The 24,630-nt window shown below is 54.5% G+C and carries 22 protein-coding genes and 2 tRNA genes; 14 read left to right on the forward strand and 10 right to left on the reverse strand.

The features are described 5' to 3' along the window. Positions 1 to 49: 49 nt before the first annotated feature. Positions 50 to 126: transfer RNA gene (locus K5Y32_RS22740), tRNA-Asp, on the forward strand. An 8-nt stretch (positions 127 to 134) separates the two neighbouring features. Further along, a tRNA-Trp gene (locus K5Y32_RS22745) sits at positions 135 to 210 on the forward strand. Positions 211 to 315: 105 nt separating this feature from the next. On the opposite strand, the gene hdfR is transcribed toward K5Y32_RS22745, so the two are convergent. Then, positions 316 to 1,137 carry an HTH-type transcriptional regulator HdfR gene (gene hdfR, locus K5Y32_RS22750; protein ID WP_222185948.1) on the reverse strand — a complete coding sequence of 274 codons (822 nt, stop codon included), beginning with the start codon at positions 1,135 to 1,137 and terminating at the stop codon, positions 316 to 318. A gap of 121 nt (positions 1,138 to 1,258) precedes the next feature. Between hdfR and K5Y32_RS22755 the strand changes: the two genes are divergently transcribed. Further along, positions 1,259 to 1,597 carry a DUF413 domain-containing protein gene (locus K5Y32_RS22755; RefSeq protein WP_008106616.1) on the forward strand — a complete coding sequence of 113 codons (339 nt, stop codon included), beginning with the start codon at positions 1,259 to 1,261 and terminating at the stop codon, positions 1,595 to 1,597. A gap of 30 nt (positions 1,598 to 1,627) precedes the next feature. Here the strand turns inward: K5Y32_RS22755 and K5Y32_RS22760 are convergent, their stop codons facing one another. Next, positions 1,628 to 3,148, reverse strand: coding sequence for a YifB family Mg chelatase-like AAA ATPase (locus K5Y32_RS22760; RefSeq protein WP_222185949.1), 1,521 nt, complete (start codon positions 3,146 to 3,148; stop codon positions 1,628 to 1,630). A gap of 328 nt (positions 3,149 to 3,476) precedes the next feature. On the opposite strand from K5Y32_RS22760, the gene ilvL reads away from it, so the two are divergent. The 6 genes from ilvL (at position 3,477) to ilvA (ending at position 10,037) form a co-directional block, all read left to right on the forward strand. Next, complete coding sequence (ilvL, locus tag K5Y32_RS22765) at positions 3,477 to 3,575, forward strand: ilv operon leader peptide (RefSeq protein WP_071531048.1); 99 nt, start codon at positions 3,477 to 3,479, stop codon at positions 3,573 to 3,575. Between the two features lie 149 nt (positions 3,576 to 3,724). Further along, entirely contained in the window at positions 3,725 to 5,371 is a 1,647-nt protein-coding gene (gene ilvG, locus K5Y32_RS22770; protein ID WP_222185950.1) for an acetolactate synthase 2 catalytic subunit, read from the forward strand. Next, positions 5,368 to 5,625: an acetolactate synthase 2 small subunit gene (ilvM, locus tag K5Y32_RS22775; protein WP_101762784.1), complete on the forward strand. Its 258-nt coding sequence runs from the start codon at positions 5,368 to 5,370 to the stop codon at positions 5,623 to 5,625. Before ilvG ends, ilvM begins: the two co-directional genes overlap by 4 nt. Positions 5,626 to 5,643: 18 nt before the next feature. Continuing rightward, a complete protein-coding gene (locus K5Y32_RS22780; RefSeq protein WP_007888821.1) occupies positions 5,644 to 6,573 on the forward strand; it encodes a branched-chain amino acid transaminase in 930 nt (309 codons plus the stop codon). A 62-nt stretch (positions 6,574 to 6,635) separates the two neighbouring features. Further along, the gene (gene ilvD / locus K5Y32_RS22785; RefSeq protein ID WP_222185951.1) at positions 6,636 to 8,486 is read left to right on the forward strand and encodes a dihydroxy-acid dehydratase; all 1,851 of its coding nucleotides are present in this window, start codon (positions 6,636 to 6,638) and stop codon (positions 8,484 to 8,486) included. Between the two features lie 3 nt (positions 8,487 to 8,489). Then, entirely contained in the window at positions 8,490 to 10,037 is a 1,548-nt protein-coding gene (ilvA, locus tag K5Y32_RS22790; RefSeq protein WP_222185952.1) for a threonine ammonia-lyase, biosynthetic, read from the forward strand. Here the strand turns inward: ilvA and ilvY are convergent, their stop codons facing one another. Continuing rightward, on the reverse strand, positions 10,038 to 10,919 hold the full coding sequence (ilvY, locus tag K5Y32_RS22795; RefSeq protein ID WP_008106630.1) for an HTH-type transcriptional activator IlvY: 882 nt from the start codon (positions 10,917 to 10,919) through the stop codon (positions 10,038 to 10,040). A gap of 161 nt (positions 10,920 to 11,080) precedes the next feature. Here ilvY and ilvC point away from each other — a divergent pair, with 161 nt between their 5' ends. Continuing rightward, complete coding sequence (ilvC, locus tag K5Y32_RS22800) at positions 11,081 to 12,556, forward strand: ketol-acid reductoisomerase (RefSeq protein ID WP_008106632.1); 1,476 nt, start codon at positions 11,081 to 11,083, stop codon at positions 12,554 to 12,556. A gap of 248 nt (positions 12,557 to 12,804) precedes the next feature. On the opposite strand, the gene K5Y32_RS22805 is transcribed toward ilvC, so the two are convergent. The 3 genes from K5Y32_RS22805 to K5Y32_RS22815 all read right to left on the reverse strand — a co-directional run bounded on the left by K5Y32_RS22805 (position 12,805) and on the right by K5Y32_RS22815 (position 16,381). Continuing rightward, positions 12,805 to 14,139: an MFS transporter gene (locus K5Y32_RS22805; RefSeq protein WP_222185953.1), complete on the reverse strand. Its 1,335-nt coding sequence runs from the start codon at positions 14,137 to 14,139 to the stop codon at positions 12,805 to 12,807. Positions 14,140 to 14,428: 289 nt separating this feature from the next. Beyond that, a complete protein-coding gene (yhjD, locus tag K5Y32_RS22810; RefSeq protein WP_110867713.1) occupies positions 14,429 to 15,436 on the reverse strand; it encodes an inner membrane protein YhjD in 1,008 nt (335 codons plus the stop codon). A 45-nt stretch (positions 15,437 to 15,481) separates the two neighbouring features. Continuing rightward, a complete protein-coding gene (locus K5Y32_RS22815; RefSeq protein ID WP_101762793.1) occupies positions 15,482 to 16,381 on the reverse strand; it encodes a LysR family transcriptional regulator in 900 nt (299 codons plus the stop codon). Positions 16,382 to 16,496: 115 nt separating this feature from the next. On the opposite strand from K5Y32_RS22815, the gene K5Y32_RS22820 reads away from it, so the two are divergent. Next, the gene (locus K5Y32_RS22820; protein WP_222185954.1) at positions 16,497 to 17,255 is read left to right on the forward strand and encodes an SDR family NAD(P)-dependent oxidoreductase; all 759 of its coding nucleotides are present in this window, start codon (positions 16,497 to 16,499) and stop codon (positions 17,253 to 17,255) included. A 71-nt stretch (positions 17,256 to 17,326) separates the two neighbouring features. Here K5Y32_RS22820 and K5Y32_RS22825 read toward each other — a convergent pair whose 3' ends face one another. Beyond that, positions 17,327 to 18,175, reverse strand: coding sequence for a PhzF family phenazine biosynthesis protein (locus K5Y32_RS22825; RefSeq protein WP_222185955.1), 849 nt, complete (start codon positions 18,173 to 18,175; stop codon positions 17,327 to 17,329). Positions 18,176 to 18,288: 113 nt separating this feature from the next. On the opposite strand from K5Y32_RS22825, the gene K5Y32_RS22830 reads away from it, so the two are divergent. Then, the gene (locus tag K5Y32_RS22830; RefSeq protein WP_101762777.1) at positions 18,289 to 18,912 is read left to right on the forward strand and encodes a glutathione S-transferase family protein; all 624 of its coding nucleotides are present in this window, start codon (positions 18,289 to 18,291) and stop codon (positions 18,910 to 18,912) included. On the opposite strand, the gene K5Y32_RS22835 is transcribed toward K5Y32_RS22830, so the two are convergent. Next, positions 18,879 to 20,369, reverse strand: coding sequence for a PLP-dependent aminotransferase family protein (locus K5Y32_RS22835; protein WP_137386740.1), 1,491 nt, complete (start codon positions 20,367 to 20,369; stop codon positions 18,879 to 18,881). The two genes, K5Y32_RS22830 and K5Y32_RS22835, sit on opposite strands and share 34 nt — an antisense overlap. 136 nt (positions 20,370 to 20,505) lie before the next feature. On the opposite strand from K5Y32_RS22835, the gene K5Y32_RS22840 reads away from it, so the two are divergent. Then, positions 20,506 to 21,093 carry a LysE family translocator gene (locus K5Y32_RS22840; RefSeq protein WP_176972553.1) on the forward strand — a complete coding sequence of 196 codons (588 nt, stop codon included), beginning with the start codon at positions 20,506 to 20,508 and terminating at the stop codon, positions 21,091 to 21,093. A gap of 59 nt (positions 21,094 to 21,152) precedes the next feature. Here K5Y32_RS22840 and mqo read toward each other — a convergent pair whose 3' ends face one another. Continuing rightward, the gene (mqo, locus tag K5Y32_RS22845) at positions 21,153 to 22,763 is read right to left on the reverse strand and encodes a malate dehydrogenase (quinone) (protein ID WP_192236910.1); all 1,611 of its coding nucleotides are present in this window, start codon (positions 22,761 to 22,763) and stop codon (positions 21,153 to 21,155) included. A gap of 535 nt (positions 22,764 to 23,298) precedes the next feature. After that, positions 23,299 to 23,538, reverse strand: a complete 240-nt coding sequence (locus K5Y32_RS22850; protein ID WP_222185956.1) for a DUF1158 domain-containing protein — start codon at positions 23,536 to 23,538, stop codon at positions 23,299 to 23,301. Between the two features lie 284 nt (positions 23,539 to 23,822). Here K5Y32_RS22850 and mntP point away from each other — a divergent pair, with 284 nt between their 5' ends. Beyond that, positions 23,823 to 24,395 (forward strand): manganese efflux pump MntP, encoded by a 573-nt coding sequence (mntP, locus tag K5Y32_RS22855; protein ID WP_101762773.1) that lies wholly within the window; start codon positions 23,823 to 23,825, stop codon positions 24,393 to 24,395. Positions 24,396 to 24,630 lie beyond the last annotated feature (235 nt).

The following is a 24,630-nucleotide window of genomic DNA, read 5'->3' on the forward strand; positions in this document are numbered from 1 at the left end:
CGAAACACCTGAAATCAGAACGATTGTCTGATATCAGTACAGAATCGGTGGAGCGGTAGTTCAGTTGGTTAGAATACCTGCCTGTCACGCAGGGGGTCGCGGGTTCGAGCCCCGTCCGTTCCGCCACCCTAATTAGGGGCGTAGTTCAATTGGTAGAGCACCGGTCTCCAAAACCGGGTGTTGGGGGTTCGAGTCCCTCCGCCCCTGCCAGAAAATAATCCTTTGCTTCGGCAAAGGATTTTTTTTGTCCAAAATTCAGCAGTGAAATGAGTTTGAGTTTCACTGTGATCCACTCAAACCCCCTCATTTATTATCTTATTGTGTCAAAACCGGATATTTAAGCAGCTGACGAATGTGACTTTGCTGATCGCTATTCTGCAGCCACACCGCATATAACGGTCGCACGGCGACGGGTGTATCTGGAATAACCATCAAATCACTATAAATGCCGTGCCAAAAGTCAGGTAAAAATGCACAAGCGCCGGTGGTATGCAGTAATTCCCGCGTTAAATGTGCCGATGTGGTGGTTAATACGGGGACATCGTCACTGGAAAGATAACTTTCATGCTGATGAAAATCTGCACCCCATTCCAGCTTGACATAATCATATTTTTCACGCTTCTCAGTTTTGCGTGCCCGGAATAATGCGAGGGAGATATGGCCTATTTGCTGGCTGGTTAACTCATCCATTTTTGGTGCTTCAGTCGTGATCAACAGGTCCAACTGACGTTCATGCAACTGCTTAACCAGCAAATGTCGCTGGGCGATACGTGCCTCAAGATGAAGGCTTTCGCGATTCTCATATAGTGTTTGCAACCAAGGTGTTAAGTACGCTTCCCAAAGGGATGCGCTACCTCCTATTGAAAGCTCATGATGCTGTTGTGTATGCGAAACTTCCTTTTTGGCCATCAGCCAGGTGCTCATCAAGCTTTCGGCATAGGGTAATAAACGCTCGCCTGCTGAAGTCAGCCGGATGTTATTACGGTGACGAGTAAAAAGGTTTACGCCCAGCTGATTTTCCAGCTGACGAATGCGAAAACTAACGGCAGATTGCGTGAGGTAAAGCGCTTCAGCAGCACGCCCGAAATGGCGTGTTCTGCTCACTTCGAGGAAAGTTTTCAGTAATTCCGTATCCACTGCATTCTCCCAAAAATTGTTTGTCGTACTGATTTAAATGTTTTGTTTTACACTCTGTCAAGCCTATCTAATACTCCGCGCCATAAATAGCACGGCCATATGAGAGTCAGGAGCGTGTAAAATGGCGGATAGCTTCGCAACAACGAATCGTTTCTTTGATAACAAACATTACCCACGTGGTTTTTCGCGTCATGGTGATTTCACCATTAAAGAAGCTCAGCTTCTGGAGCGCCACGGTTACGCCTTTAATGAACTGGATCTCGCTAAGCGTGAACCCATTACAGAAGAAGAGCGTTCATTTTTAGAAGTATGTCGTGGTCTTCGTGAGCCACAAACGGAAGCTGAACGTGTATGGTCGAAATATACCGCACGTATCAAGCGACCTAAGCGTTTCCACACGCTATCTGGCGGCAAGCCGCAGATGGATACGGTGGAAGATTTTAGCGATAGCGATGATTAAGAATAGCGGGGCTTATATAAGCCCCGTTTTTTATTCCAGAGTTTTGTGTAGATAGATCAACAAGCGGTCGATGCTGCGATATCCCACCGCTTCCTGCAAATGACTCCGCGTAATCTGCTCTTCACCTGCTAAATCAGCGATTGTCCTCGCCACTTTTAAAATCCGTTGCCAGGCGCGTACCGAAAGCCCCAGCGAATTCAACACCTCTTCCAGCCATTCAGCATCCTGCTGCTGCAATGGACACCAACGTAAAATCTCTGGGTTAGAGAGATGAGCATTCACTTTTCCGCTGCGCACTGTTTGAATCTTTCGCGCGGCGAGGACGCGAGTTAAAACTTCAGCGCTGCTTTCGCTAACTTGTTGTTTCTTACTCAGCGATCCACTGGGAAGAAGTGGGACCTCTAGCGATAAATCAAAGCGATCGAGAAAAGGTCCTGATAGGCGATTGAGATAGCGCAACACCTGCTGAGGTGATGAGCGATTATGGTTGCCCTGATAGTGCCCGGTCGGGCTGGGATTCATCGCGCCGATCAATTGAAAGCGCGCGGGATACGTCACTTTAGCGCGCGTGCGTGAAATGGCGATTTCCCCGGATTCGATCGGTTCGCGCAACGCATCAAGCGTTCTGCGCTCGAACTCTGGCAGCTCATCGAGGAATAACACGCCATTGTGTGCCAAGGAGATTTCTCCCGGCCGCGGCAAGGAGCCGCCCCCAACCAGCGCATAGAGTGAGGAACTGTGATGAGGCGCTCTGAACGGCCGTTTGCGCCACTGATAATGGAGATTGCCACTGCTTACCAGACTGGCGATAGCGGCGCACTCCAGCGCTTCCTGGTCGTCTAACGGTGGCATGATACCGGGCAGACGCGTCGCCAACATAGTCTTGCCGGTACCAGGCGGCCCAATCAGCAACAGGTTATGCCCGCCAGCTGCGGTGATCTCAAGTGCACGTCGGCCCTGATCCTGGCCAATGATATCGCTGAGGTCCTGCTTTTCCTGTTCAAGCGTTTCGGGCTGATAATGCGCGACAGTGAGAGTGGTTTTGTTATGGAGAAACGCACAGATTTCTACCAGATGTTTGCCAACCAGCGTCTCGCCTTGTTGAATCAACCCTACATCCTGTTGATTCTGTTCAGCTAACACCATTTGTCTGCCTGCTTGCAGTGCCGCCATCGCAGCTGGAATAGCGGCCTGAACGCCACAGAGCGCGCCGTTAAGTGCTAACTCCCCCAGGAATTCAAATTGCCCCAGTTTTGCGTCTGGCAGCTGCTCAGAGGCCGCCAGAATGGCGATAGCGATGGGGAGGTCATAGCGTCCGCCCTCTTTTGGCAGATCGGCAGGCGCCAGATTGATGGTGACGCGTTTCGCCGGGAAGGTGAACCCGCTATTGATAATCGCGCTTCGCACCCGTTCCCGCGCTTCTTTTACCGTGGTTTCAGGCAGTCCAACCAGCGTCAGGGCCGGCAGGCCGTTGCTGATGTGCACTTCCACCGTCACCAGCGGAGCCTGAACACCCAGCGCAGCTCGTGTTAATACCTTCGATAAAGACATAACCGCTCCTTGTTGTCCTTATCATCAAAGCAGCCAGACAGATGAACAATGGCTTACTGCTCAACTTCAGAGCCAGATTCCTTACATTCACTGATAATTGCCGCTCTTTCACTGAAAATCAGAGCTTGATCGTAAACTCCAAATGAAGATTACGACGCGGGCGTTATGAATTTTTATCACAAATGTAAATAACCTTTTATTTACAATGTGATAACGGCGGGCCGCCAGCGGCATCATAAAATTTTCCAATGAAAATTATTGTCAACGACACGCTAACTATGGTAACTCTGTAGGTATTACTTCGAACAATCGAAAAAACAAACAACACATGAAAGCCCTTCTACAAGTGATTAGCCTAGTCGTGATTAGCGTGGTGGTGATTATTATCCCACCGTGCGGGGCATCGCTTGGAGAAAGAAAGGCTTAAAAATCAAGTCTGGAATTCCAAAAACCCCCGCACCGAAAGGTCCGGGGGTTTTTTTTTGACCAGGCTAAATATCAGCAAATTAGCGAGGAACAGATTATGAGCAGTAGCATAAAATTCTGTTGTTCCCCTAGGAATACAGGAGAATAACCATGACAGGTGCACAGTGGGTAGTTCAGGCTTTACGCGCGCAGGGTGTCGATACAGTGTTTGGCTATCCTGGCGGCGCAATCATGCCAGTGTACGATGCGCTCTACGATGGCGGCGTGGAACACCTACTGTGCCGTCATGAGCAAGGTGCGGTGATGGCAGCCATCGGTTATGCCCGCGCAACTGGCAAGACTGGCGTATGTATCGCCACTTCGGGCCCCGGCGCCACCAACCTGATCACCGGTTTGGCGGATGCGATGATGGATTCGATCCCGGTTGTGGCGATCACTGGCCAGGTATCATCGGCCTTCATCGGCACCGACGCCTTCCAGGAAATTGACGTTCTCGGTTTATCATTAGCCTGCACCAAACACAGTTTCCTCGTTGAATCGCTTGATGATTTACCCTCGGTGATGGCAGAAGCTTTTGCCATTGCGCAATCGGGTCGTCCCGGCCCGGTACTGGTCGATATCCCGAAAGACATTCAGCTCGCCAATGGCGAACTGACGCCGCATCTGCTGCCGGTTGAGGAAGAAGTCAGCCATTCTGCGCAGCACATCGCAGAGGCGCGCGCATTGATGGCGCAATCGCATAAGCCGATGCTGTATATCGGTGGCGGCGTGGGTATGGCGCAGGCGGTTCCAGCCTTACGTGCCATGGCGCAGGAAACCGGTATCCCGATGGTTTCTACGCTGAAAGGCCTCGGTAGCGCGGATGCCAGCAGCGATCTCTATCTCGGGATGCTGGGCATGCACGGCACCAAAGCGGCTAACCTCGCGGTACAATCCTGTGATTTGCTGATTGCGGTTGGCGCGCGTTTTGACGACCGCGTTACTGGCAAGCTGGACACCTTCGCGCCGCACGCCAGCGTCATCCATATCGATATCGATCCTGCCGAGCTGAACAAACTGCGCCGTGCTCACGTTTCACTGCAGGGCGATATGAATCAGGTGCTGCCGGCACTGAGCATGCCAATGCACATTGATGGCTGGCGCAAAGAAGTCAGCGCGATGAAAAGCGAGTTCGACTGGCGCTACGATCATCCCGGCGAAGCGATTTATGCGCCGTTGTTGCTGAAGCAGTTGTCTGACCGCAAAGCGGACAGCGCCGTAGTCACTACCGATGTAGGTCAACACCAGATGTGGGCCGCTCAGCACATGAGTTTCACCGCGCCAGAAAACTTCATCACCTCGAGCGGTCTCGGCACTATGGGCTTTGGCCTGCCGGCGGCGATTGGGGCGCAGGTGGCACGTCCAGAGGACACAGTGATCTGCGTGTCTGGCGATGGTTCTATCATGATGAACATTCAGGAGCTGGGCACTATCAAGCGCGGCAAACTGCCGGTGAAGATCCTGCTGCTGGATAACCAGCGCCTCGGCATGGTGCGCCAGTGGCAGCAACTGTTCTTTGATGGTCGCTACAGCGAAACCATTCTGACCGACAACCCCGATTTCCTCACGCTGGCCAGCGCGTTTGATATCCCAGGCCAGCGCATTAGCCGTAAAGATCAGGTCGACGCCGCCCTCGATGCTCTGCTGAACAGTGAAGGTCCTTACTTCCTGCATGTTTCGATAGATGAGCATGAAAACGTCTGGCCATTGGTACCGCCGGGTGCCAGCAACGCAAACATGATGGAGAAAACCGCATGAATCAGCATCAATTGTCTATCGAAGCCCGCTTTCGTCCTGAAATATTGGAGCGCATTTTGCGTGTCGTGCGTCACCGTGGTTTCCAGGTGTGTGCGATGAATATGGCCACCGCGGTCAATGCGGAGAACATTAATATCGAAATGACCGTTGCCAGCCAACGCTCAGTCGATTTACTGTCTTCGCAGTTAAGCAAACTTATGGATGTCGCTTGCGTCGAGATCCAACAACAGACAACACAACAAATCCGCGCATAGTCGCCAAAGGAAAAAGCAATGAGTACGAAGAAAGCAGACTTTATTTGGTTCAATGGTGAGATGGTTAAGTGGGAAGACGCCAAGGTCAGCGTCATGTCTCACGCCCTGCACTACGGTACTTCTGTGTTTGAAGGCGTGCGTTGCTACGACTCACACAAAGGTCCAGTGGTGTTCCGCCACCGTGAGCATATGAAGCGTCTGCATGAATCCGCCAAAATTTACCGTTTCCCGATTAAAGCCAGCGTTGATGAGTTGATGGAAGCGTGCCGCGAAGTGATCCGCGTGAACAAACTGAAAAGCGCTTATATCCGTCCGCTGGCCTTCGTGGGTGACGTGGGTCTGGGTGTGAACCCGCCAGATGGATACACCACCGATGTAATCATCGCTGCCTTCCCTTGGGGTGCTTACCTGGGCGCTGAAGCGCTGGAAAACGGTATCGATGCCATGGTTTCTTCGTGGAACCGCGTTGCACCAAACACCTTGCCAACCGCCGCGAAAGCGGGTGGTAACTATCTCTCCTCTCTGCTGGTAGGCAGCGAAGCGCGCCGCCACGGCTATCAGGAAGGTATCGCGCTCGACACCAACGGCTATATTTCAGAAGGTGCTGGCGAAAACTTGTTCGAAGTGAAAGATGGCATTCTGTTCACGCCGCCGTTCACTTCTTCAGCGCTGCCGGGCATCACCCGTGACGCCATCATCAAGCTGGCGCAAGACATGGGTATTGAAGTGCGTGAGCAGGTTCTGTCGCGCGAATCCCTGTATCTGGCCGACGAAGTCTTCATGTCAGGTACTGCAGCGGAGATCACCCCGGTGCGCAGCGTCGACGGTATTCAGGTCGGCGAAGGTAAACGTGGTCCGGTCACCGGTCGTATCCAGAAGGCATTCTTTGGCCTGTTCACTGGCGAGACGGAAGACAAGTGGGGCTGGTTGGATCCGGTTAACGCATAACGAGATTTTTTGCGGGCGTCAGATGGCGCCCGCAACCTGATTATTACTGGAGTAAATAGAGCATGCCTAAGTACCGTTCCGCCACCACCACCCATGGACGTAACATGGCCGGTGCCCGTGCCTTGTGGCGCGCGACAGGAATGACCGACGACGATTTCGGTAAGCCGATTATCGCCGTGGTCAACTCATTCACCCAATTCGTACCGGGCCACGTGCACCTGCGCGATCTTGGCAAACTGGTTGCTGAGGAAATCGAAGCAGCTGGCGGCGTGGCCAAAGAGTTCAACACCATTGCGGTGGATGACGGTATCGCCATGGGTCATGGCGGCATGCTGTATTCACTGCCTTCACGTGAGCTGATTGCCGATTCAGTGGAGTACATGGTCAACGCGCACTGCGCCGATGCCATGGTATGTATCTCCAACTGTGACAAAATCACTCCTGGCATGCTGATGGCGTCACTGCGCCTCAACATTCCGGTGATCTTTGTGTCTGGCGGCCCGATGGAAGCCGGTAAAACCAAACTGTCTGATCAAATCATCAAGCTGGATCTGGTTGATGCAATGATTCAGGGCGCCAACCCGAATGTCAGCGATGCCGACAGCGATCAGATCGAACGTTCTGCTTGTCCAACCTGCGGTTCCTGTTCCGGTATGTTCACTGCCAACTCAATGAACTGTCTGACCGAAGCGCTGGGCTTGTCGCAGCCGGGTAACGGTTCACTGCTGGCCACACACGCCGATCGTAAAGAGCTGTTCATCAATGCTGGTAAGCGCATCGTTAGCCTGACCAAACGCTACTACGAGCAGGATGACGTCAACATGCTGCCGCGTAACATCGCCACCAAAGCGGCGTTCGAGAATGCGATGACGCTGGATATCGCCATGGGCGGTTCCACCAACACCGTTCTTCACCTGCTGGCAGCGGCGCTGGAAGGCGAAATCGACTTCAACATCTCCGATATCGATCGCTTATCTCGCAAAGTGCCGCAGCTGTGTAAAGTGGCGCCAAGTACGCCGAAATATCACATGGAAGATGTGCACCGTGCAGGTGGCGTTATCGCCATTCTCGGTGAGTTAGATCGCGCCGGTTTAATCGACACCAGCGCACGCAACATCCTGCAGCAGAGCATGCGTGAAACCCTGGATCAGTACGACATCATGCTGACCAAAGATCAGGCGGTGAAGGATATGTTCCGCGCCGGTCCTGCTGGTATTCGTACCACCAAGGCGTTCTCGCAGAACTGCCGTTGGGACACGCTGGATGATGACCGTACCGAGGGTTGTATTCGTACGCGCGAACACGCGTACTCGCAGGATGGCGGCTTAGCTGTGCTTTACGGCAACATTGCCGAAGATGGCTGCATCGTTAAAACCGCGGGCGTAGACAAAGAGATCCTCACCTTCAAAGGCCCGGCGAAAGTGTACGAAAGCCAGGATGATGCAGTTGAAGCGATCCTTGGCGGCAAAGTGGTAGCCGGCGACGTCGTGGTGATCCGCTACGAAGGACCGAAAGGCGGACCGGGCATGCAGGAAATGCTCTATCCGACCACTTATCTGAAATCCATGGGCCTCGGCAAAAGCTGCGCACTGATCACCGATGGTCGCTTCTCTGGCGGCACGTCAGGCTTATCGATTGGTCACGCCTCTCCAGAAGCGGCGAGCGGCGGCACCATCGCGTTGGTGAAAGATGGCGACATGATTGAGATCGATATTCCGAACCGTGGCATCAAGCTGGCGGTACCGGATAACGAACTACACGCCCGTCGTGAAGAAGAGCAAGCGCGCGGCGATGCGGCTTATACCCCGCACGGCCGCGTACGTGAAGTCTCCTTTGCCCTGCGGGCCTATGCATCACTGGCGACCAGCGCAGACAAAGGCGCGGTACGCGATAAGTCCAAGCTGGGAGGCTAACCGATGGCTGAGTCTCAACCGTTCTCCGCGACGCCAAACGGCGCGGAGTATTTGCGCGCAGTGCTGCGTTCACCGGTGTATGAAATTGCCCAGGTGACGCCGCTGCAAAAAATGGAAAAAATTTCATCGCGTCTTGGCAACACCATTCTGGTGAAGCGTGAAGATCGTCAGCCGGTGCATAGCTTCAAGCTGCGCGGGGCTTACGCGATGATTGCCGGGCTGAACGAAGAGCAAAAAGCGCGCGGCGTGGTCACGGCTTCGGCCGGTAACCATGCGCAGGGCGTGGCGCTTTCGGCCAGCACGTTGGGCATCAAATCACTGATTGTGATGCCGCTGGCCACGGCAGACATCAAGGTTGATGCAGTACGCGCATTTGGCGGTGAGGCTTATCTGTTTGGTGCCAACTTCGACGAGGCGAAAGCCAAAGCGATTGAGCTGGCAGAGCAGCAGGGTTACACCTTCGTTCCTCCGTTTGACCATCCGGCAGTGATCGCCGGGCAGGGCACGCTGGGGATGGAGTTGCTGCAGCAGGATGCGCATCTCGATCGCGTCTTCGTGCCGGTCGGCGGCGGTGGTCTGGCGGCGGGCGTGGCGGTGCTGATCAAACAGCTGATGCCGCAGATCAAAGTGATCGCCGTAGAGTCGGAAGATTCAGCCTGTCTGAAGGCCGCGCTGGAAGCAGGTGAGCCGGTAGATTTGGCGCGCGTGGGCTTGTTTGCTGAAGGCGTGGCGGTCAAACGCATCGGCAGCGAAACTTTCCGTCTGTGTCAGGAGTATCTCGATGACATCATCACGGTGGATAGCGATGCAATTTGCGCAGCGGTGAAAGATCTGTTCGAAGATGTGCGCGCCGTGGCGGAACCTTCCGGCGCGCTGGCACTGGCGGGTATGAAGAAGTATATCCAGCTGCACGACATCAAAGGCGAGCGCCTGGCGCACGTGTTGTCGGGCGCTAACGTCAACTTCCACGGCTTGCGTTATGTCTCCGAGCGTTGTGAACTGGGCGAACAGCGTGAAGCGCTGCTGGCGGTCACCATTCCAGAACAGCAGGGCAGTTTCCTCAAGTTCTGTCAGACCATCGGCGGGCGCTCCATCACCGAGTTCAACTATCGTTACGCGGATGCGGATAATGCCTGCATTTTCGTCGGCGTGCGTTTAACGCGCGGGCTGGAGGAGCGCAGTGAGATCATCAGCCAACTGAGCGAAGCCGGTTATCACGTGGTGGATCTGTCGGATGATGAAATGGCCAAGCTGCACGTGCGTTACATGGTGGGCGGACGTCCATCCAAGCCGCTGCGCGAACGCCTGTTTAGCTTTGAATTCCCGGAAGCACCGGGCGCGCTGCTGAAATTCCTGCAGACGCTGGGTGCACACTGGAATATCTCGCTTTTCCATTATCGCAGTCACGGCACCGATTATGGCCGCGTGCTGGCGGCGTTTGAAGCCAACGATCAGGAACCGGATTTCGAAACGCATCTCACCGCGTTGGGTTACGAATGGCATGACGAAGCGAGTAACCCGGCGTTCCGTTTCTTCCTCGCCGGGCAGTAACTATAGCTGGTGCCAGAACGCATTGATAAGCGGCTCTCCGAGCCGCTTTTTTTGTACGCAAACGCCGAGTTCCAGCGGTGCGACGGACTCCACATTCTCCAGCGTTAACACGCGATTGCGCACCGGTTCCGGGCTGTTCTCCAGCACCACATCCGGCAACAGCGCAATACCGCATCCCAGCGCCACCATTGACACAATCGCTTCATGACCGGAAACCGTGGCATAAATCTGCGGATTGGGAATGCGCTGGCGGCGGAACCATAAATCGATGCCGCGGCGTGCAGGTCCTTGTTCCGGCAGGATAAACGGAATCTGCGCCCAATCGGGTTGCTCCTGCGTCGCCTGATTGCGCACCGGGCAAGGCAGCGCCGGGGCGATCAGCACCAGCGGAATCAGGCCCAGTGGCGTAAAATCTATGCTGGCCGGCAGCGATTCTGGGCGACCGGCAATGGCGAGATCGGCGTCGCCGGACTGCACCATCTCAATCGCATCGGCGGCATCACCGGTGGTGAGTTTGATCTCTACCTGCGGATGTTCAGCGCGAAAGCGATCAAGAATCGGCGGCAGATGGCTGTAAGCGGCGGTCACCGAGCAGAACAGGCGCAGTTCGCCGCTCAGCGACGGGCCGTTAAGATCCATCACATGGCGTAACTGCTGATACTGCAGCAACGTCTGCTGCGCAAACTGGCGCAGGCGCTCACCGGCTTCGGTGAGCGTGACGGTGCGGTTATCACGCAGGAACAACGCGTGACCGACATCCTCTTCCAGGCGCTGAATCTGGCGCGAAAGAGTTGAAGGGCTGACGTGCATGGCACGCGCGGTGCGGCCAAAGTGGCAGCTTTCAGCCAGATGAAGGAAGAGTTTCAGGTCTCGTAAATCCATGCGCGTATCGCCTCAAGGTTATATTGCAAATTATGCAATGTGACCTTGCTAATATATCAATTTAAGCAACGGAATTCCTGTCATATGATGGGGTCATTCGCGGCGTAAGAGACAACGTCGTTACTGAACAAAAACAAACACAACATCTAACCGGAGTACCCATGGCTAATTACTTCAACACATTGAATCTGCGCAACCAGTTAGCGCAGCTGGGCAAATGTCGTTTCATGTCACGCGACGAATTCGCTGATGGTGCTAGCTTCCTGAAAGGCAAGAAAGTGGTCATCGTTGGCTGTGGTGCTCAGGGTCTGAACCAGGGTCTGAACATGCGTGATTCTGGTCTGGACGTGGCGTATGCCCTGCGTGCTGAAGCGATTGCTGAGAAGCGTGCCTCTTTCCGCAAAGCGACCGATAACGGCTTCAAAGTGGGCACTTACGAAGAGCTGATCCCACAGGCCGATCTGGTGGTTAACCTGACGCCAGACAAGCAGCACTCTGCGGTCGTTCAGGCTGTTCAGCCGCTGATGAAAGATGGCGCTGCGCTGGGTTACTCACACGGTTTCAACATTGTTGAAGTGGGCGAAACCATCCGTAAAGACATCACCGTAGTGATGGTCGCGCCGAAGTGCCCGGGTACTGAAGTACGTGAAGAGTATAAGCGTGGTTTCGGTGTACCTACGCTGATCGCCGTTCACCCGGAAAACGATCCGAAAGGCGAAGGCATGGCGATTGCTAAAGCCTGGGCAGCAGCCACCGGCGGCGACCGTGCGGGCGTGCTGGAATCTTCCTTCGTTGCGGAAGTGAAATCTGACCTGATGGGCGAGCAGACCATTCTGTGCGGTATGCTGCAGGCCGGTTCTCTGCTGTGCTTCGACAAGCTGGTGGCTGAAGGTCACGACGCGGCTTATACCGAAAAACTGATTCAATTCGGCTGGGAAACCATCACCGAATCACTGAAATTCGGCGGCATCACGCTGATGATGGATCGCCTGTCTAACCCGGCGAAAATCCGTGCTTATGCGCTGTCTGAGCAGCTGAAAACCATCATGGCACCGCTGTTCCAGAAGCACATGGATGACATCATCTCTGGCGAATTCTCTTCAGGCATGATGGCTGACTGGGCTAACGACGACAAAAACCTGCTGACCTGGCGTGAAGAGACCGGCGCAACGGCGTTCGAAAACGCACCGCAGTTTGATGGCAAAATCGAAGAGCAGGAATATTACGACAAAGGCGTCGTGATGGTAGCGATGGTCAAAGCCGGCGTTGAGCTGGCATTCGAAACCATGGTTGACGCGGGCATCATCGAAGAGTCGGCTTACTACGAATCACTGCACGAGCTGCCACTGATTGCCAACACCATCGCACGTAAGCGTCTGTATGAAATGAACGTGGTTATCTCGGATACCGCAGAATACGGTAACTACCTGTTCTCCTTCGCGGCGGTTCCACTGCTGAAAGAGTTCATGACCACTCTGCAGCCGGGCGATCTGGGCAAAGCAGTTGAAGGTACGCAGGTGGATAACGCGCAGCTGCGTGACGTCAACGAAGCCGTTCGTCAGCATCCAATCGAATCTGTAGGCCGCAAACTGCGAGGCTACATGACCGATATGAAACGTATCGCTGTCGCTGGCTAAGCCACGCGCGACACAGTTTTCAGCACAATAAAAAACCCCGGCTTGCCGGGGTTTTTTATTGTGCTCGCTGTTGCTCTTTGTATGTATTCGCTGTCCCCCTCCTCGGTCCTCCCCCATAAATGGGGGAGGAAGATGCGCCCATATGTTAGTTCTGAAGCTACATGTGGCAGCGTCTCCTTCCCCCGCTTGCGGGGGAAGGCCGGGATGGGGGACAGCAAGCACGTACAAAGTACAGTCAGTTCAATCAATCACACCGCTTCATACAGCGTCTGATTACGCGTCTCTTTACAGGCAATCAGCGCGATCAACGTCAGCACCGCCATCGAAGCCAAATAGAAGCCCACCGCCTGTAAACCGTAATTGGCGTTCAGCCAGGTGGCGATATAAGGCGCTACAGAAGCCCCAAGAATCGACGACAGGTTGTAGGAGAATGATGCGCCGGTATAACGCACTTCCGTTGGGAACAGTTCTGGCAGCAGCGCGCCCATCGGACCGAACGTCAGGCCCATAATGCTCAGACCGAGGATCAGGAAGCCCATTACCAGCACCTGAGAACCGGAACCCAGCAGCATTGGGAACATCAATGCAAAGGCGATAATCATCAACGTAATGGTGATCATGGTTTTACGACGACCAAAGCGATCGGCCAGCAGACCGGCAATCGGCACCATCACACCAAAACCAATCACCGCCACCATCAGCATCCACAGGAAGCTGTTACGTGAATAGCCGAGGCCAGCCGGTGCGGGTGCGGTGCCGTAACTCATCGAATACACGGTCATGATGTAGAACAGCGTGTAAGTGGCGAGCATGATGAAGGTGCCGAGAATGGTGGCGGTCAGATGCTTGCTCAGCAGCGTGCCGATCGGCATTTTCACCTGTTTGTTCTCTTTCTGCACTTTGGCGAATACCGGGCTTTCATGCAGCGAAACGCGCACATACAGGCCAATTAACACCAGCACCGCAGAGAGAATAAACGGCACGCGCCAGCCCCAGTTCATGAACTGCTCGTCGGTCAGCAACCAAGAAAGCAGCAGGAACGTGCCGTTAGCGAAGAAGAAGCCAATCGGCGCGCCGAGCTGTGGGAACGAACCATAAAGCGCACGTTTCTTCGCCGGGGCATTTTCGGTCGCCAGCAGCGCCGCGCCGCCCCATTCGCCACCAAGGCCAAGACCCTGACCAAAACGCGCCAGCGCCAGCAGCAGCGGCGCTGCCACGCCAATGGTTTCATAACCTGGCAGTAAACCAATCAGCACCGTCGAGACGCCCATGGTCAGCAGCGATGCCACCAAGGTGGCTTTACGGCCAACTCGGTCGCCAAAGTGTCCAAACACGGCAGAACCGATAGGACGCGCCACGAAGGCGATCGCGAAGGTCGCCAGCGACTGCAACGTGGCCACGGTCGGATCGCCCTGCGGGAAGAAGATGTGCGGGAAAATAATCACCGCAGCGGTGGCATAGATATAGAAATCGAAGAACTCAATGGCGGTGCCGACAAGCGATGCCACAACCACTTTGCCACGTGAATTGACCGGCGTGTCGTCGTGTTTTTTGTCGAGTGTTTCTGTGATGGAGGCTTGCATAAGTGTTTCTTAATTGTAAATGTAGACAGAGAATCTTACGCACCTGGTTTGCGGCATTCAATGGCGAAAAACCGCGTCAGACCGGGCTTTTTCGGCGAATAAGTGGATAATTTCTGAGTTGCTGCGATCAGTGGCGGATGGGAACGGGAAGTGTCACTTTTTTGGCGGGAATCTCTGCAAAAGGGCCAAATTAAAGTGACCCTTTAGCGTTTCCTGCTGGTTTTTGCTGAAAAAGCAGCCAGCAGGAGACATTTTTAGCTAGTACGGCAATTGTAACAACCTCGTTGGCTTATTTAGCCTGATGCGGCTGCGGCATCTCTTTATCATCTTTGTATTTGGCGGTGGCGATCCACGCGGCGCAGAACAGCGTCAAACGCGCAAAGAAGTAGAAGAACGCCATTAAGCCGAGTACTGAACCAAAGGCCGCGCCCGACGGCGAGCTTGCCAGCTTCGGCAGCGTCAGCGTCATTACAAACTTAATCACCTCAAAGCCAATCGCCGCCAGCAGCGTGCCGCGGAACAGCGCTTTTTTACGCGGCTTGTGGCGCGGTAAAATCCAGAAGATCCACAGGAACAGCAGATAGTTAGCCAGGATAGAGATGGATAACGCAATCACCGTCATCGCTGGACGCAGCCACTCAATGTCTTCCAGCCCCAGCGCGTTAACGATCGCTGCCTGCGCCGCGCCCGCAATCGAGGTCAGCGACAGCGTAATCACCAGCGCAAACATCAAACCCAACAGCGAAATCAGATCGCGCGCGTACTTCTTCCAGAATTTCTCCTGATCGTCCGGCGTGCGTTCCCACACGTCGCGTGACTGCGCGCGCACCGCTTCACGCAGGTTGCCCATCCAGTTAATGCCGGAGTAGAGCGCCAGCAGCAAACCGGTTAATCCTACTGTGGCACGCTGCTGAATCGCGGTATTCACCGTATTTTTCAGCGTGGTGGCCAACGTCGGGTCGCTGATGCTGTTAACGATTTTGTTGATCAACTCGGTGAGCAAATCCTGATTCGACGCCAGCACAAAACCGACCGCCGCAAAGGAGACCATCAAAATCGGTATCAGAGAGAGAAAGGAAAAGTAAGTGATCGCCGCGCCAAACTGGCTACCGAGACGATCGTTGAAGCGTTCCAGCGCGCGCATAAAGTGCGCCACCGCCGGAATCGCCTGGAACCAGGCAGCGAAGCGCGACACATTTTGAATCGAGCCATCCACGGTTTTATTGCCGGTTTTAATGTCAATCAGCGGCTTGGCTTCTGCCTCGGCCGCGGTCTGTTTAGGGGTTTTGTCCGTCATAGACGATAGTCATCCTGTTCACTGCGAAAATACAATTATAGTCTGCTAAGTTACATATTCCTGCAGGACTTGGCTGAGCCATTCCATAAACACTCGCACGCGGCGCGCCACGTTGCGGCGATGTGGGTAAAGCAGCGAGATGGGCATCGGTTTCGCCGGGAAATGATGCAGCACTTCCACCAGTTGCCCCGACTCCAGTAGCGGCTGTACGCCAATCGCCGGCACCTGAATAATGCCGAGCCCTGCCATACAGGCGGCGCGATAGGTTTCGGTGCTGTTTACCGTCACTACGCCGCCGGTTTGAACGTAATGACACTGTTTGCCATCAAAATATTCAAAGCCCAATGAAGGTTGTCCCAGTTGCTGGGTGTAATGCACCATCGCGTGTTGCGACAGATCTTCCAGCCGCACCGGCATGCCGAAGCGGGAAAGGTAGCCGGGGCTGGCGCAGTTGATCAAGGCGTGCGAGCCGATTTTCCGCGCAATCAGCCCGGAATCTTTCAGCTCGCCGACGCGCACCACGCAGTCAAATCCTTCGCGAATCACATCAACCTGACGATCGCTACTGCTCAACTCAATTTCCAGACCGGGATAGTGCTGCAAAAACTCCGGCAATCGTGGCAGCACAAAGCCGGTCGCCATCGCCACCGACATGTCCACGCGCAATTTGCCGCTTAAGGTGCCGGGATCGTGCTGGAACAGGCTGTCCATGTCGTCGAGCATCGATAGTAAATCGAGGCAGCGATCGTAATAAACCAGGCCGTCCTGCGTCAGATGCACACGTCGCGTGGTGCGATGCAGCAGGCGCGTCCCCATTTGATTCTCCAGCGCCTGTAGCTGGCGGGATACGCTGCCTTTCGGTAAACCTAAGCTTTCTGCCGCACGGGTAAAACTGCCCATTTCTGCCACCCGCACAAAAACCTGCATAGCGTGAATTTTATCCATGTTGTTCACCGATTGTTGTTGTTAGTGAAACAGTGCTGCGTATTCCTCTGCGTTTATAGATCAATTATTCACGAATATCCTTAACACGTGTTCAATTTTCCAACTGGAGCGAAACATGAGTCATAAAATTGCATTGATTACCGGCGGAAATCGCGGTTTAGGCAAGAATGGGGCGCTGAAACTGGCTGCCAAAGGCACTGATATCCTGTTTACCTATCGCGGTCACGCGGAAGAAGCGCAGGCGGTTGTGCAGGAGATTGAAGCGCTGGGCGCGCGTGCGGTGGCGTTGCAGCTGGATGTAGGCGACACAGGCACGTTTGACGGCTTCGTGGCGCAGGTGAGAGAAGCGCTGCAGAAAACCTGGCAGCGTGACAGCTTTGATTATTTAGTGAACAACGCCGGTCACGGTCACTACAAGCTGTTTGCAGAGACCACTGAAGATGAGTTTGATGCGCTAGTGAATGTGCACTTCAAAGGGCCGTTCTTCCTGACGCAAAAACTGCTGCCGCTGATCGTTGATGGTGGACGCATCCTGAATATCTCCAGCGGTTTAACCCGTTTAACGCTGCCGGGTTCAGGCACGTACGCCTCAATTAAAGGCGCGATGGAAGTGCTAACGCGCTATCAGGCCAAAGAGTTAGGCGAGCGCCATATTCGCGTCAACATTCTGGCGCCAGGCGCGATTGAAACTGACTTCGGTGGTGGTCGCGTGCGTGATACCAAAGATCTCAACGACCATATCGCCTCAGTCACCGCGCTGGGCCGCGTTGGTTTGCCGGATGATATTGGCGATGCCATCAGCGCGATTCTCAGCGATGAAACCGGCTGGATCACCGCACAGCGCATTGAAGCCTCAGGCGGGCAAGGCTTGTAATCTGTAAGGTCGCCATTCATGGCGACCTTATTAAATATTGTCACCCACCAAGGTTGCCATAAATGGCAACCCTACAGATCGATTGTCCCATCAATCACCGTCACCGTTTGGCCACCAATCCAGATCGCTTCATCGCTAAAACTCACCTGAATGCGACCTTCACGCTGAATCACGCTGCCCTGACGTGCCCGATAATCGCGCGTTTGCTTGTTAGCCTCGAAATAGCGCGCCAGACAGGCGTTGGCGCTGCCGGTCACCGGATCCTCAGTCAAGCTGCCGTTCTCAACCAGCAATGCGCGCACTTCATACTGCTCGTTTTCGCCCGACGGTAACGCACCAAAAATCGCCGTACCGTTAACCTCAGCATGCTGATGTAAACGGTGTAAATCGGCTGCTGACGGCACCACATCCAGCACCGCTTGCGCGCTACTCATCGGAATCAGCAACCAGCGAATACCCATATCAACGATGGTCGGCATTTGGCTGAGATCGAAGCATTCACTGTTCAGCGCGCTGCTCATCAGCGCATCACTGAACGGCGTTAATGTGGCGGCAGGCGCGGCAAACGCCAGCGCACCGTCATCGCTGATTTTCACCTCAACCAGACCAACGCCGCACTCCTGCACGATTTTGCCCGGCGTTTTCAGCGGCCAACCGGCTTCCAGCAGCGCATGCGCGGTGCCTAACGTCGGATGCCCGGCAAAAGGCAGTTCACCTTCGACGGTAAAAATGCGCACGCGGTAATCGGCCGCCGCATCCTGTGGCGGCAGCACAAAGGTGGTTTCCGACAGATTGGTCCAGCGCGCAATCGCCGTCAGCTGCGCGTCACTCAATCCCTGTGCATCCATGATCACCGCCAGCGGATTACCTTTAAACGCCGATGAGGTAAACACGTCCACCTGTTTAAATGCGACCTTCATTGTCACTCCTTCCTCGTTGAGGTTGTCTGAAATCGGGATTTACATCCTGCTGATTGCGAAAGGCCAGCAACAGGGCTATGAATAGATTAAGAATTCTGGAATCGGAGTCCGCAATGTTAAAAGTTCTTGGCCGTACTTCATCAATAAACGTGCGAAAAGTTCTGTGGCTGTGCGCAGAACTCGATATTGCGTACGAATTAGAACCCTGGGGCGATGATCCACAATCGCTGCACTCGAAAGAGTTTATGGCACTCAATCCCAACGCCATGGTCCCGGTAATAATCGAGGACGACTTCGTGCTGTGGGAATCCAACGCTATTCTGCGCTATCTCGCCAACAGCAATGGCGGCGAATGGCTCTATCCCGACAATCCCCGCGCGCGCGCGCCAGTTGATCAGTGGATGGATTGGCAAGCCACCGAACTTAACACGTCCTGGCGTTACGCATTTATGTCGCTGGTGCGCAACTCGCCGGCGCATCAGGATCCCCGCTTGCTGGCGGCGGCCGTGAAAGGCTGGACGCACACCATGAACATACTCAACCAGCATCTGGAGAAAACTGGGCGCTATGTCGCAGGCCGCAATTTCTCGCTGGCCGATATTCCGGTTGGGCTGGCGGTGAACCGCTGGTTTGAAACCCCGCTGGAACACCCTGACTTCCCGGCGGTGCAGACTTATTACGAACGCCTGACCGAACGCGAGCCTTACACCACCTGGGGCCGCAACGGCAAACCCTGATCCTGTCCCGGCGCGAGGCCTGTCATTTCACAGGCCAGCGCGCCGGTGCGCTGCAGCGCCCACGTATAACGTTCATCAAACGGGTAGCAGCAGGAGAGGCGCAACGCATGTTTGTAACGATCGCTCAGGGAGTAGAGCGCGCCCGGCGTCACACAGATTTGCTCCTGCAGCAGACGATGAAACATCTCTACGGTATCAATGTTCCCCGGCAGTTCGACCCAAAAAACAAACCCGCCGCGCGGCAGGGTCGCGCGCGTGCCCTGCGGAAAGTGGCGTGCCAGAATCCCGCGCGCCGCATCCAGATTGGCGGCATAGCGCCGACGCAGCGTGCGCAGATGATGATCGTAGCCGCCGCTGGCAAGAAATTCGGCCAGGGTTTCACTTAACAAGCGTGATTCCGCCATCGACGACACCGCTTTGAGGTGAGCGATAGCGTCATGAAAACGCCCGGCAGCAGTCCAGCCGACGCGGAAATCAGGCGCCACGGTTTTGGTAAAGCTGGTGCAGTAAATCACCCAACCCTCGCTATCAAACGCCTTTACCGGCGGCGACAGCGGCCACTCAAACTGCAATTCGTCGTACAAACCATCTTCCAGCAGCGGAACGTGGTAAGTGTTCACTAACTTCGCCAGCCGCTTTTTATTCTCCAGCGGCATCACATATCCCAGCGGGTTCTGCGCGCCGGGCATGGCGATCACCGCCTGAACCCGCTTCTCCTGCAGCAGCATCTCCAGCGCATCCAGCGACAATCCCTGCTGCGGATCGGTAGGAATTTCCAGCGCTTTCAGCCCCAGCGACGCCAGCAGCGGGAACAGGAAGAAATAGGTCGGCGACTCCAAACCAATGCAATCGCCGGGTTTAGTCACCGCGCGCAGCGCCAGCTGGAGTGCTTCCATGCAGCCGTGCGTCAGTGTGATCGCCTGCGGCGGCAAGTTGATGCCGTTGTGCAGGGCACGACGCGCAATCTCCTCCCGTAAGCGCTCACTACCGGGTGGAAGCGCATAGCGTCCGATAATGTCGGGATTCTGGCGCAAAATCGACGCAGTAATTCGCCCGATCCGCGCCGCCGGATAGAAGGTGCCATCCTGCGGACAGGCTAATGAGATATTGGTGTAATCGGGATTATTTTGCGCCGCGAACACTTGCTCAATCAGCTCCAGCTTCTGCGCGCTGGGATCGTTGATTTTTGCCGGTAGCGGTTTTACTGAACGCGTCACGGCGGGCAGCACGCCACGCACGTAATAACCCGACTGCGGCCGCGATTCAATCAGGCCGCGATCTTCGAGGATTTGCCATGCATTGAGCACGGTATTGATACTCACCTGATGTGATTGTGCCACGCGGCGTATCGCCGGCAGCCGTTTACCCGGCTTCAGCGTGCCCTGATGTATCGACTCGGCAAAGCTATCGACCAACTGCTGATACAGCGTTTGACCGGATGAGAGTGGAAGGGACACAAAAGCCTCCGCGCGCGATGGGTACAATTCATTTTTGAAACAACTGTACCCATTACAATAGTGGTTTTGTGTCTCTGTTTCCATTGCAACATACGCATTAGCATGAAGGCATCATTGATTCTTCAGGAAGCGCATCATGCTCGATCCCTCATTCTTCAGCTACGTCACCGTGATGTCGATCACGCCGGGTCCAAATAACCTGCTGCTGGCAACGTCGGGTGTTAACTTTGGCTTTAAACGCACGCTGCCGATGCTGTTTGGCATCCTGCTAGGCTGCGCAATACAGATGCTACTGGCGAGCGTGGCGCTGGATGCGCTGCTGCACTGGATGGGCGCGATTCGCCTGCCGCTGACGGTAGTCGGCTGTAGCTATCTGCTGTGGCTTTCGTGGAAGATTTTCCGCGCTGGCGCGCCGCAACTGCGTGAACGCCCGCGTCCCATGACGCTAATTGGCGGCATCTGTTTCCAGGCGGTGAATCCCAAGGCCTGGTTGATGGTCACCAACGTGGCGCTGATGTACGCCAACAGTAACGGCGTGCTGACGGTGCTACTGGGATTCGCCGCACTGAATCTGCCGTGCATTTTGATTTGGGCAGCGCTGGGCGATCGCCTTCGCAGCCATCTGCAGGTCGCGTGGAAACGTCAGGCGTTTAACAGTTTGATGGCGCTGTCGCTGGTGGCGACAACAGTGTGGATGTTGTACGACGCGGTGCTGCTGAGCTAGCCATAAAAAAGAGGCCGCTTTCGCGGCCTCTCATCTTGCCAACATCTGATACTACCTTGTTACTTACCCACCACGTGCGCGGTTTCGCGCGCTTCATCGTTGGCGGCATCGGGTGTAATCACCGGCTCGTAGTCGAGTTGCAGCACGCGACTGGTATCGGCCAGCACTTTCTCGGTCAGTGCGACGTCGCCGTTCAGCTTGCGGCCCCACGATGGGATCACCATGCGGATTTTGGTCTGCCACTCCGGTGAACGCATCTGTTCCGGGAAGGCTTTCGCCATCAGCTCGAGCATAATCGGTGCGGCGGTGGAGGCGCCCGGTGAGGCACCCAGCAAGGCGGAAATGGTGCCATCTTCCGAAGTCACCACTTCAGTACCAAGACGCAGCACGCCACCTTCAACGGCATCGTTCTTGATGATTTGCACGCGCTGGCCAGCAGTGACTAAACGCCAATCTTCCTGCTTCGCCTGCGGCACGTAAGCGCGCAACGCTTCCATACGATCGCTGTCGCTTTGCAGCACCTGATCAACCAGATATTTCACCAGGTCGAAACTTTTCAGGCCAACCTGCACCATCGGCTTGAGGTTGCTGGTGTTCATCGCGCCGAACATATCCAGCAGCGAACCCTCTTTGAGGAATTTGGTTGAGAAGGTAGCAAACGGCCCAAAAAGCAGCACCTGTTTGCCATCCAGCACGCGGGTATCGACGTGCGGCACCGACATCGGCGGTGCGCCGACGCTGGCTTTGCCATACACCTTCGCCATATGCTGTTTCACCACGTCAGGATTTTCCGTCACCAGGAATGAACCGCCCACCGGGAAACCGGCGTAGCCTTTCACTTCCGGAATGCCGGATTTCTGCAGCAGCGGCAACGCCGCACCGCCGGCACCGATAAACAGCTGGCGCGTGGTCAGCACACGATTTTCACCGCTGGCCAGATTATGCAGCGTGACCTGCCAGCGACCGTCGCTCAGGCGTTTGATATCACGCACTTCCTGGCGCAGACGCAGGCGGAAATTGGCTTTCTTCTCTAAAGAGGCAATCAGCTGGCGCGTTACTTCACCGAAGTTCACGTCGGTACCCATTTCGGTCCAGGTCGCCGCCACTTTCTGTTTGCTGTCGCGGCCGTTCATCACCAGCGGAATCCACTCCGTGATTTGATCGCGATCTTCAGAGTAATTCATGCCGCGGAACAGCGTGCTTTTCTGCAGCGCATTGAAACGTTTACGCAGGAATTCAACGTTATCGTCGCCCCAGACGAAACTCATGTGCGGCGTACTGTGGATAAAGCTTTTGGGATTGCGCAGGTTGCCTTTCTGCACGTGATACGCCCAGAACTGACGCGAAATCTGGAACGATTCGTTAATCGCCACCGCTTTGGCGATGTCGATGCTGCCATCCGCCTTCTGCGGCGTATAGTTGAGCTCCGCCAGCGCGGCGTGACCGGTTCCGGCGTTGTTCCAGCCATTAGAGGATTCAACGGCCACATCATCAAGACGTTCAACCATCTCAATCGACCAGTCAGGCTCGAGATCTTGCAGCCATGCGCCCAAAGTCGCACTCATCACGCCTGCGCCAATCAGCAGTACGTCGACGTCTTTTCGTTCCTGAAGGTTTGCACTTTCCATTGAAGCGGCGGCGAGCGCCAGATTTACCGCAGTAGTACTCATGAGGCGACATCTCCTCTCTCTGTTGACCTGAAGCTCAACAGGTTCGCAGGCGAAATAGCCGCGCTTCTTTCGAGCGCGTGGCGCTATCTCTCAAAGGTTAAGACTCAGGTATAAGTCACGGGGACGATAACGGTTAACTGCACGTTATGCATATGCATCCGAATATAACATTCTCGTATCGGAATTAAACGTTTGTTTATTTTTTAAAGGCGGAAATGATTCAGCATAAGAATTAATCAGCTCAACCTCGCGGTCATAAGGGATTTTTATCTCTTAATCAGAAGGTTAGAGTAATGCAGTTGTTACGCTATTGTGATGGGTTTTGACGGGGGTGAAAACGGCGGGTGATATGCATCACATTTTAATGTGTTGAAAAATATATGTTTTAACTAAATTGATTATTTATGCGGATTTTATGTTGCGCGATATTTCGCCATGTCGTGTAAAAGTAATGTTACATTTTTGTGGTGATGAATTGAGGTATGGCCGCGTAAAGCTGCCAGAAGAAAAATGCATCACCTTGCCGGAAAAATGATCAGCGCGATCGGCGGCGCCACAGGAAGCGAATGACGAAAAACTCGATCGCGCCCAGCAGCAAAAACCACAAACTAAAGACGATGGTATACAACTGATTAACATCCATCAGATGCAGGGTTTCCTGCAATTGTTTTGCCAGCTCAATACCAAATGAAGGCGCGGGCAGCAGCAGGGCGGAAAGAAAGCCTAGCAGCAGAATGCCGCCTGGGATGATCAGCGTTTCGAATGGGTTATTCATGGTCATTGTCCAAATCAGTTAGCGCGGGCATTAGCGCATAAAACCGCGCTACGGTGCAATCCCCGCGCCGGCTCGCGCTCAGAAATTTCTTCTATTCCATTCACTTAGCGTCAAAAATAGCGGAAGTTAAGAGTTATAGCCTTTGCTATACTTAAATCCCTGATTTTACTGTCTTTTTTTTGACGTTTTTGCGTGTTAGACTGCGCGCACTTTTTCATTACTGAACAATAAATGCGGACAAGTAGCGGCTTTAGCGCCGGTTCCGCGGCATTGATTTAAAACCCATGACATTTATCGCTACCCTGATTTTGGCCTTTGGCATGTCGATGGACGCTTTCGCCGCAGCACTGGGCAAAGGCGCGTCGCTGCATCGCCCAGGTTTCAAAGAGGCACTGCGAACCGGCCTGATTTTCGGCGTTATCGAAATGTTGACGCCGCTGATTGGCTGGGCAATTGGCCTCGCGGCCAGCCGCTACATCATGGCGTGGGATCATTGGGTGGCATTCGTGCTGTTAACCGTGCTGGGCGGCCGTATGATGATGGAAGGTTTTCGTCAAACCGCTGACGAGCCGTGCGAAGCGCCGCAGCGTCATGGTTTTATGGTGCTGGCGTTAACCGCCGTCGCAACCAGTCTTGATGCGCTGGCCGTCGGTGTTGGCCTGGCGTTCCTGCAGGTGAATATCATCATGACCGCCGTCACCATCGGCGCGGCGACCACTATCATGGCAACCACCGGCGTATTGGTTGGACGCTTTATCGGCCCGGTGATGGGCAAATGGGCGGAAGTGTTGGGCGGAGTAGTGCTGATCAGCATTGGCTGCACCATTTTAAGCGAGCATTTAGGCTGGTTTAATTAACCATGCTGCTGCCTGGTGCGCATAAATGCGCACCCTACGAATTCAACTGCGCATAAATGCGTATCCTACAAATTAAACTGCGCCAATGTAGGGTCGCCATTTATGGCGACCTTTTCTTCACACCCGCACCAACCCCCAATTCTGTGATCTACTTCAAAAATAATTGCGGTAAAAACGCTCAGCGGCTATACTTTTTGCGTATTTCTTCAACAATTTTTGAACCAGGTGCTTTATG

Origin of the sequence: Pantoea sp. DY-15 (assembly GCF_019795935.1) — a bacterium.
Lineage (GTDB): Bacteria > Pseudomonadota > Gammaproteobacteria > Enterobacterales > Enterobacteriaceae > Pantoea > Pantoea leporis.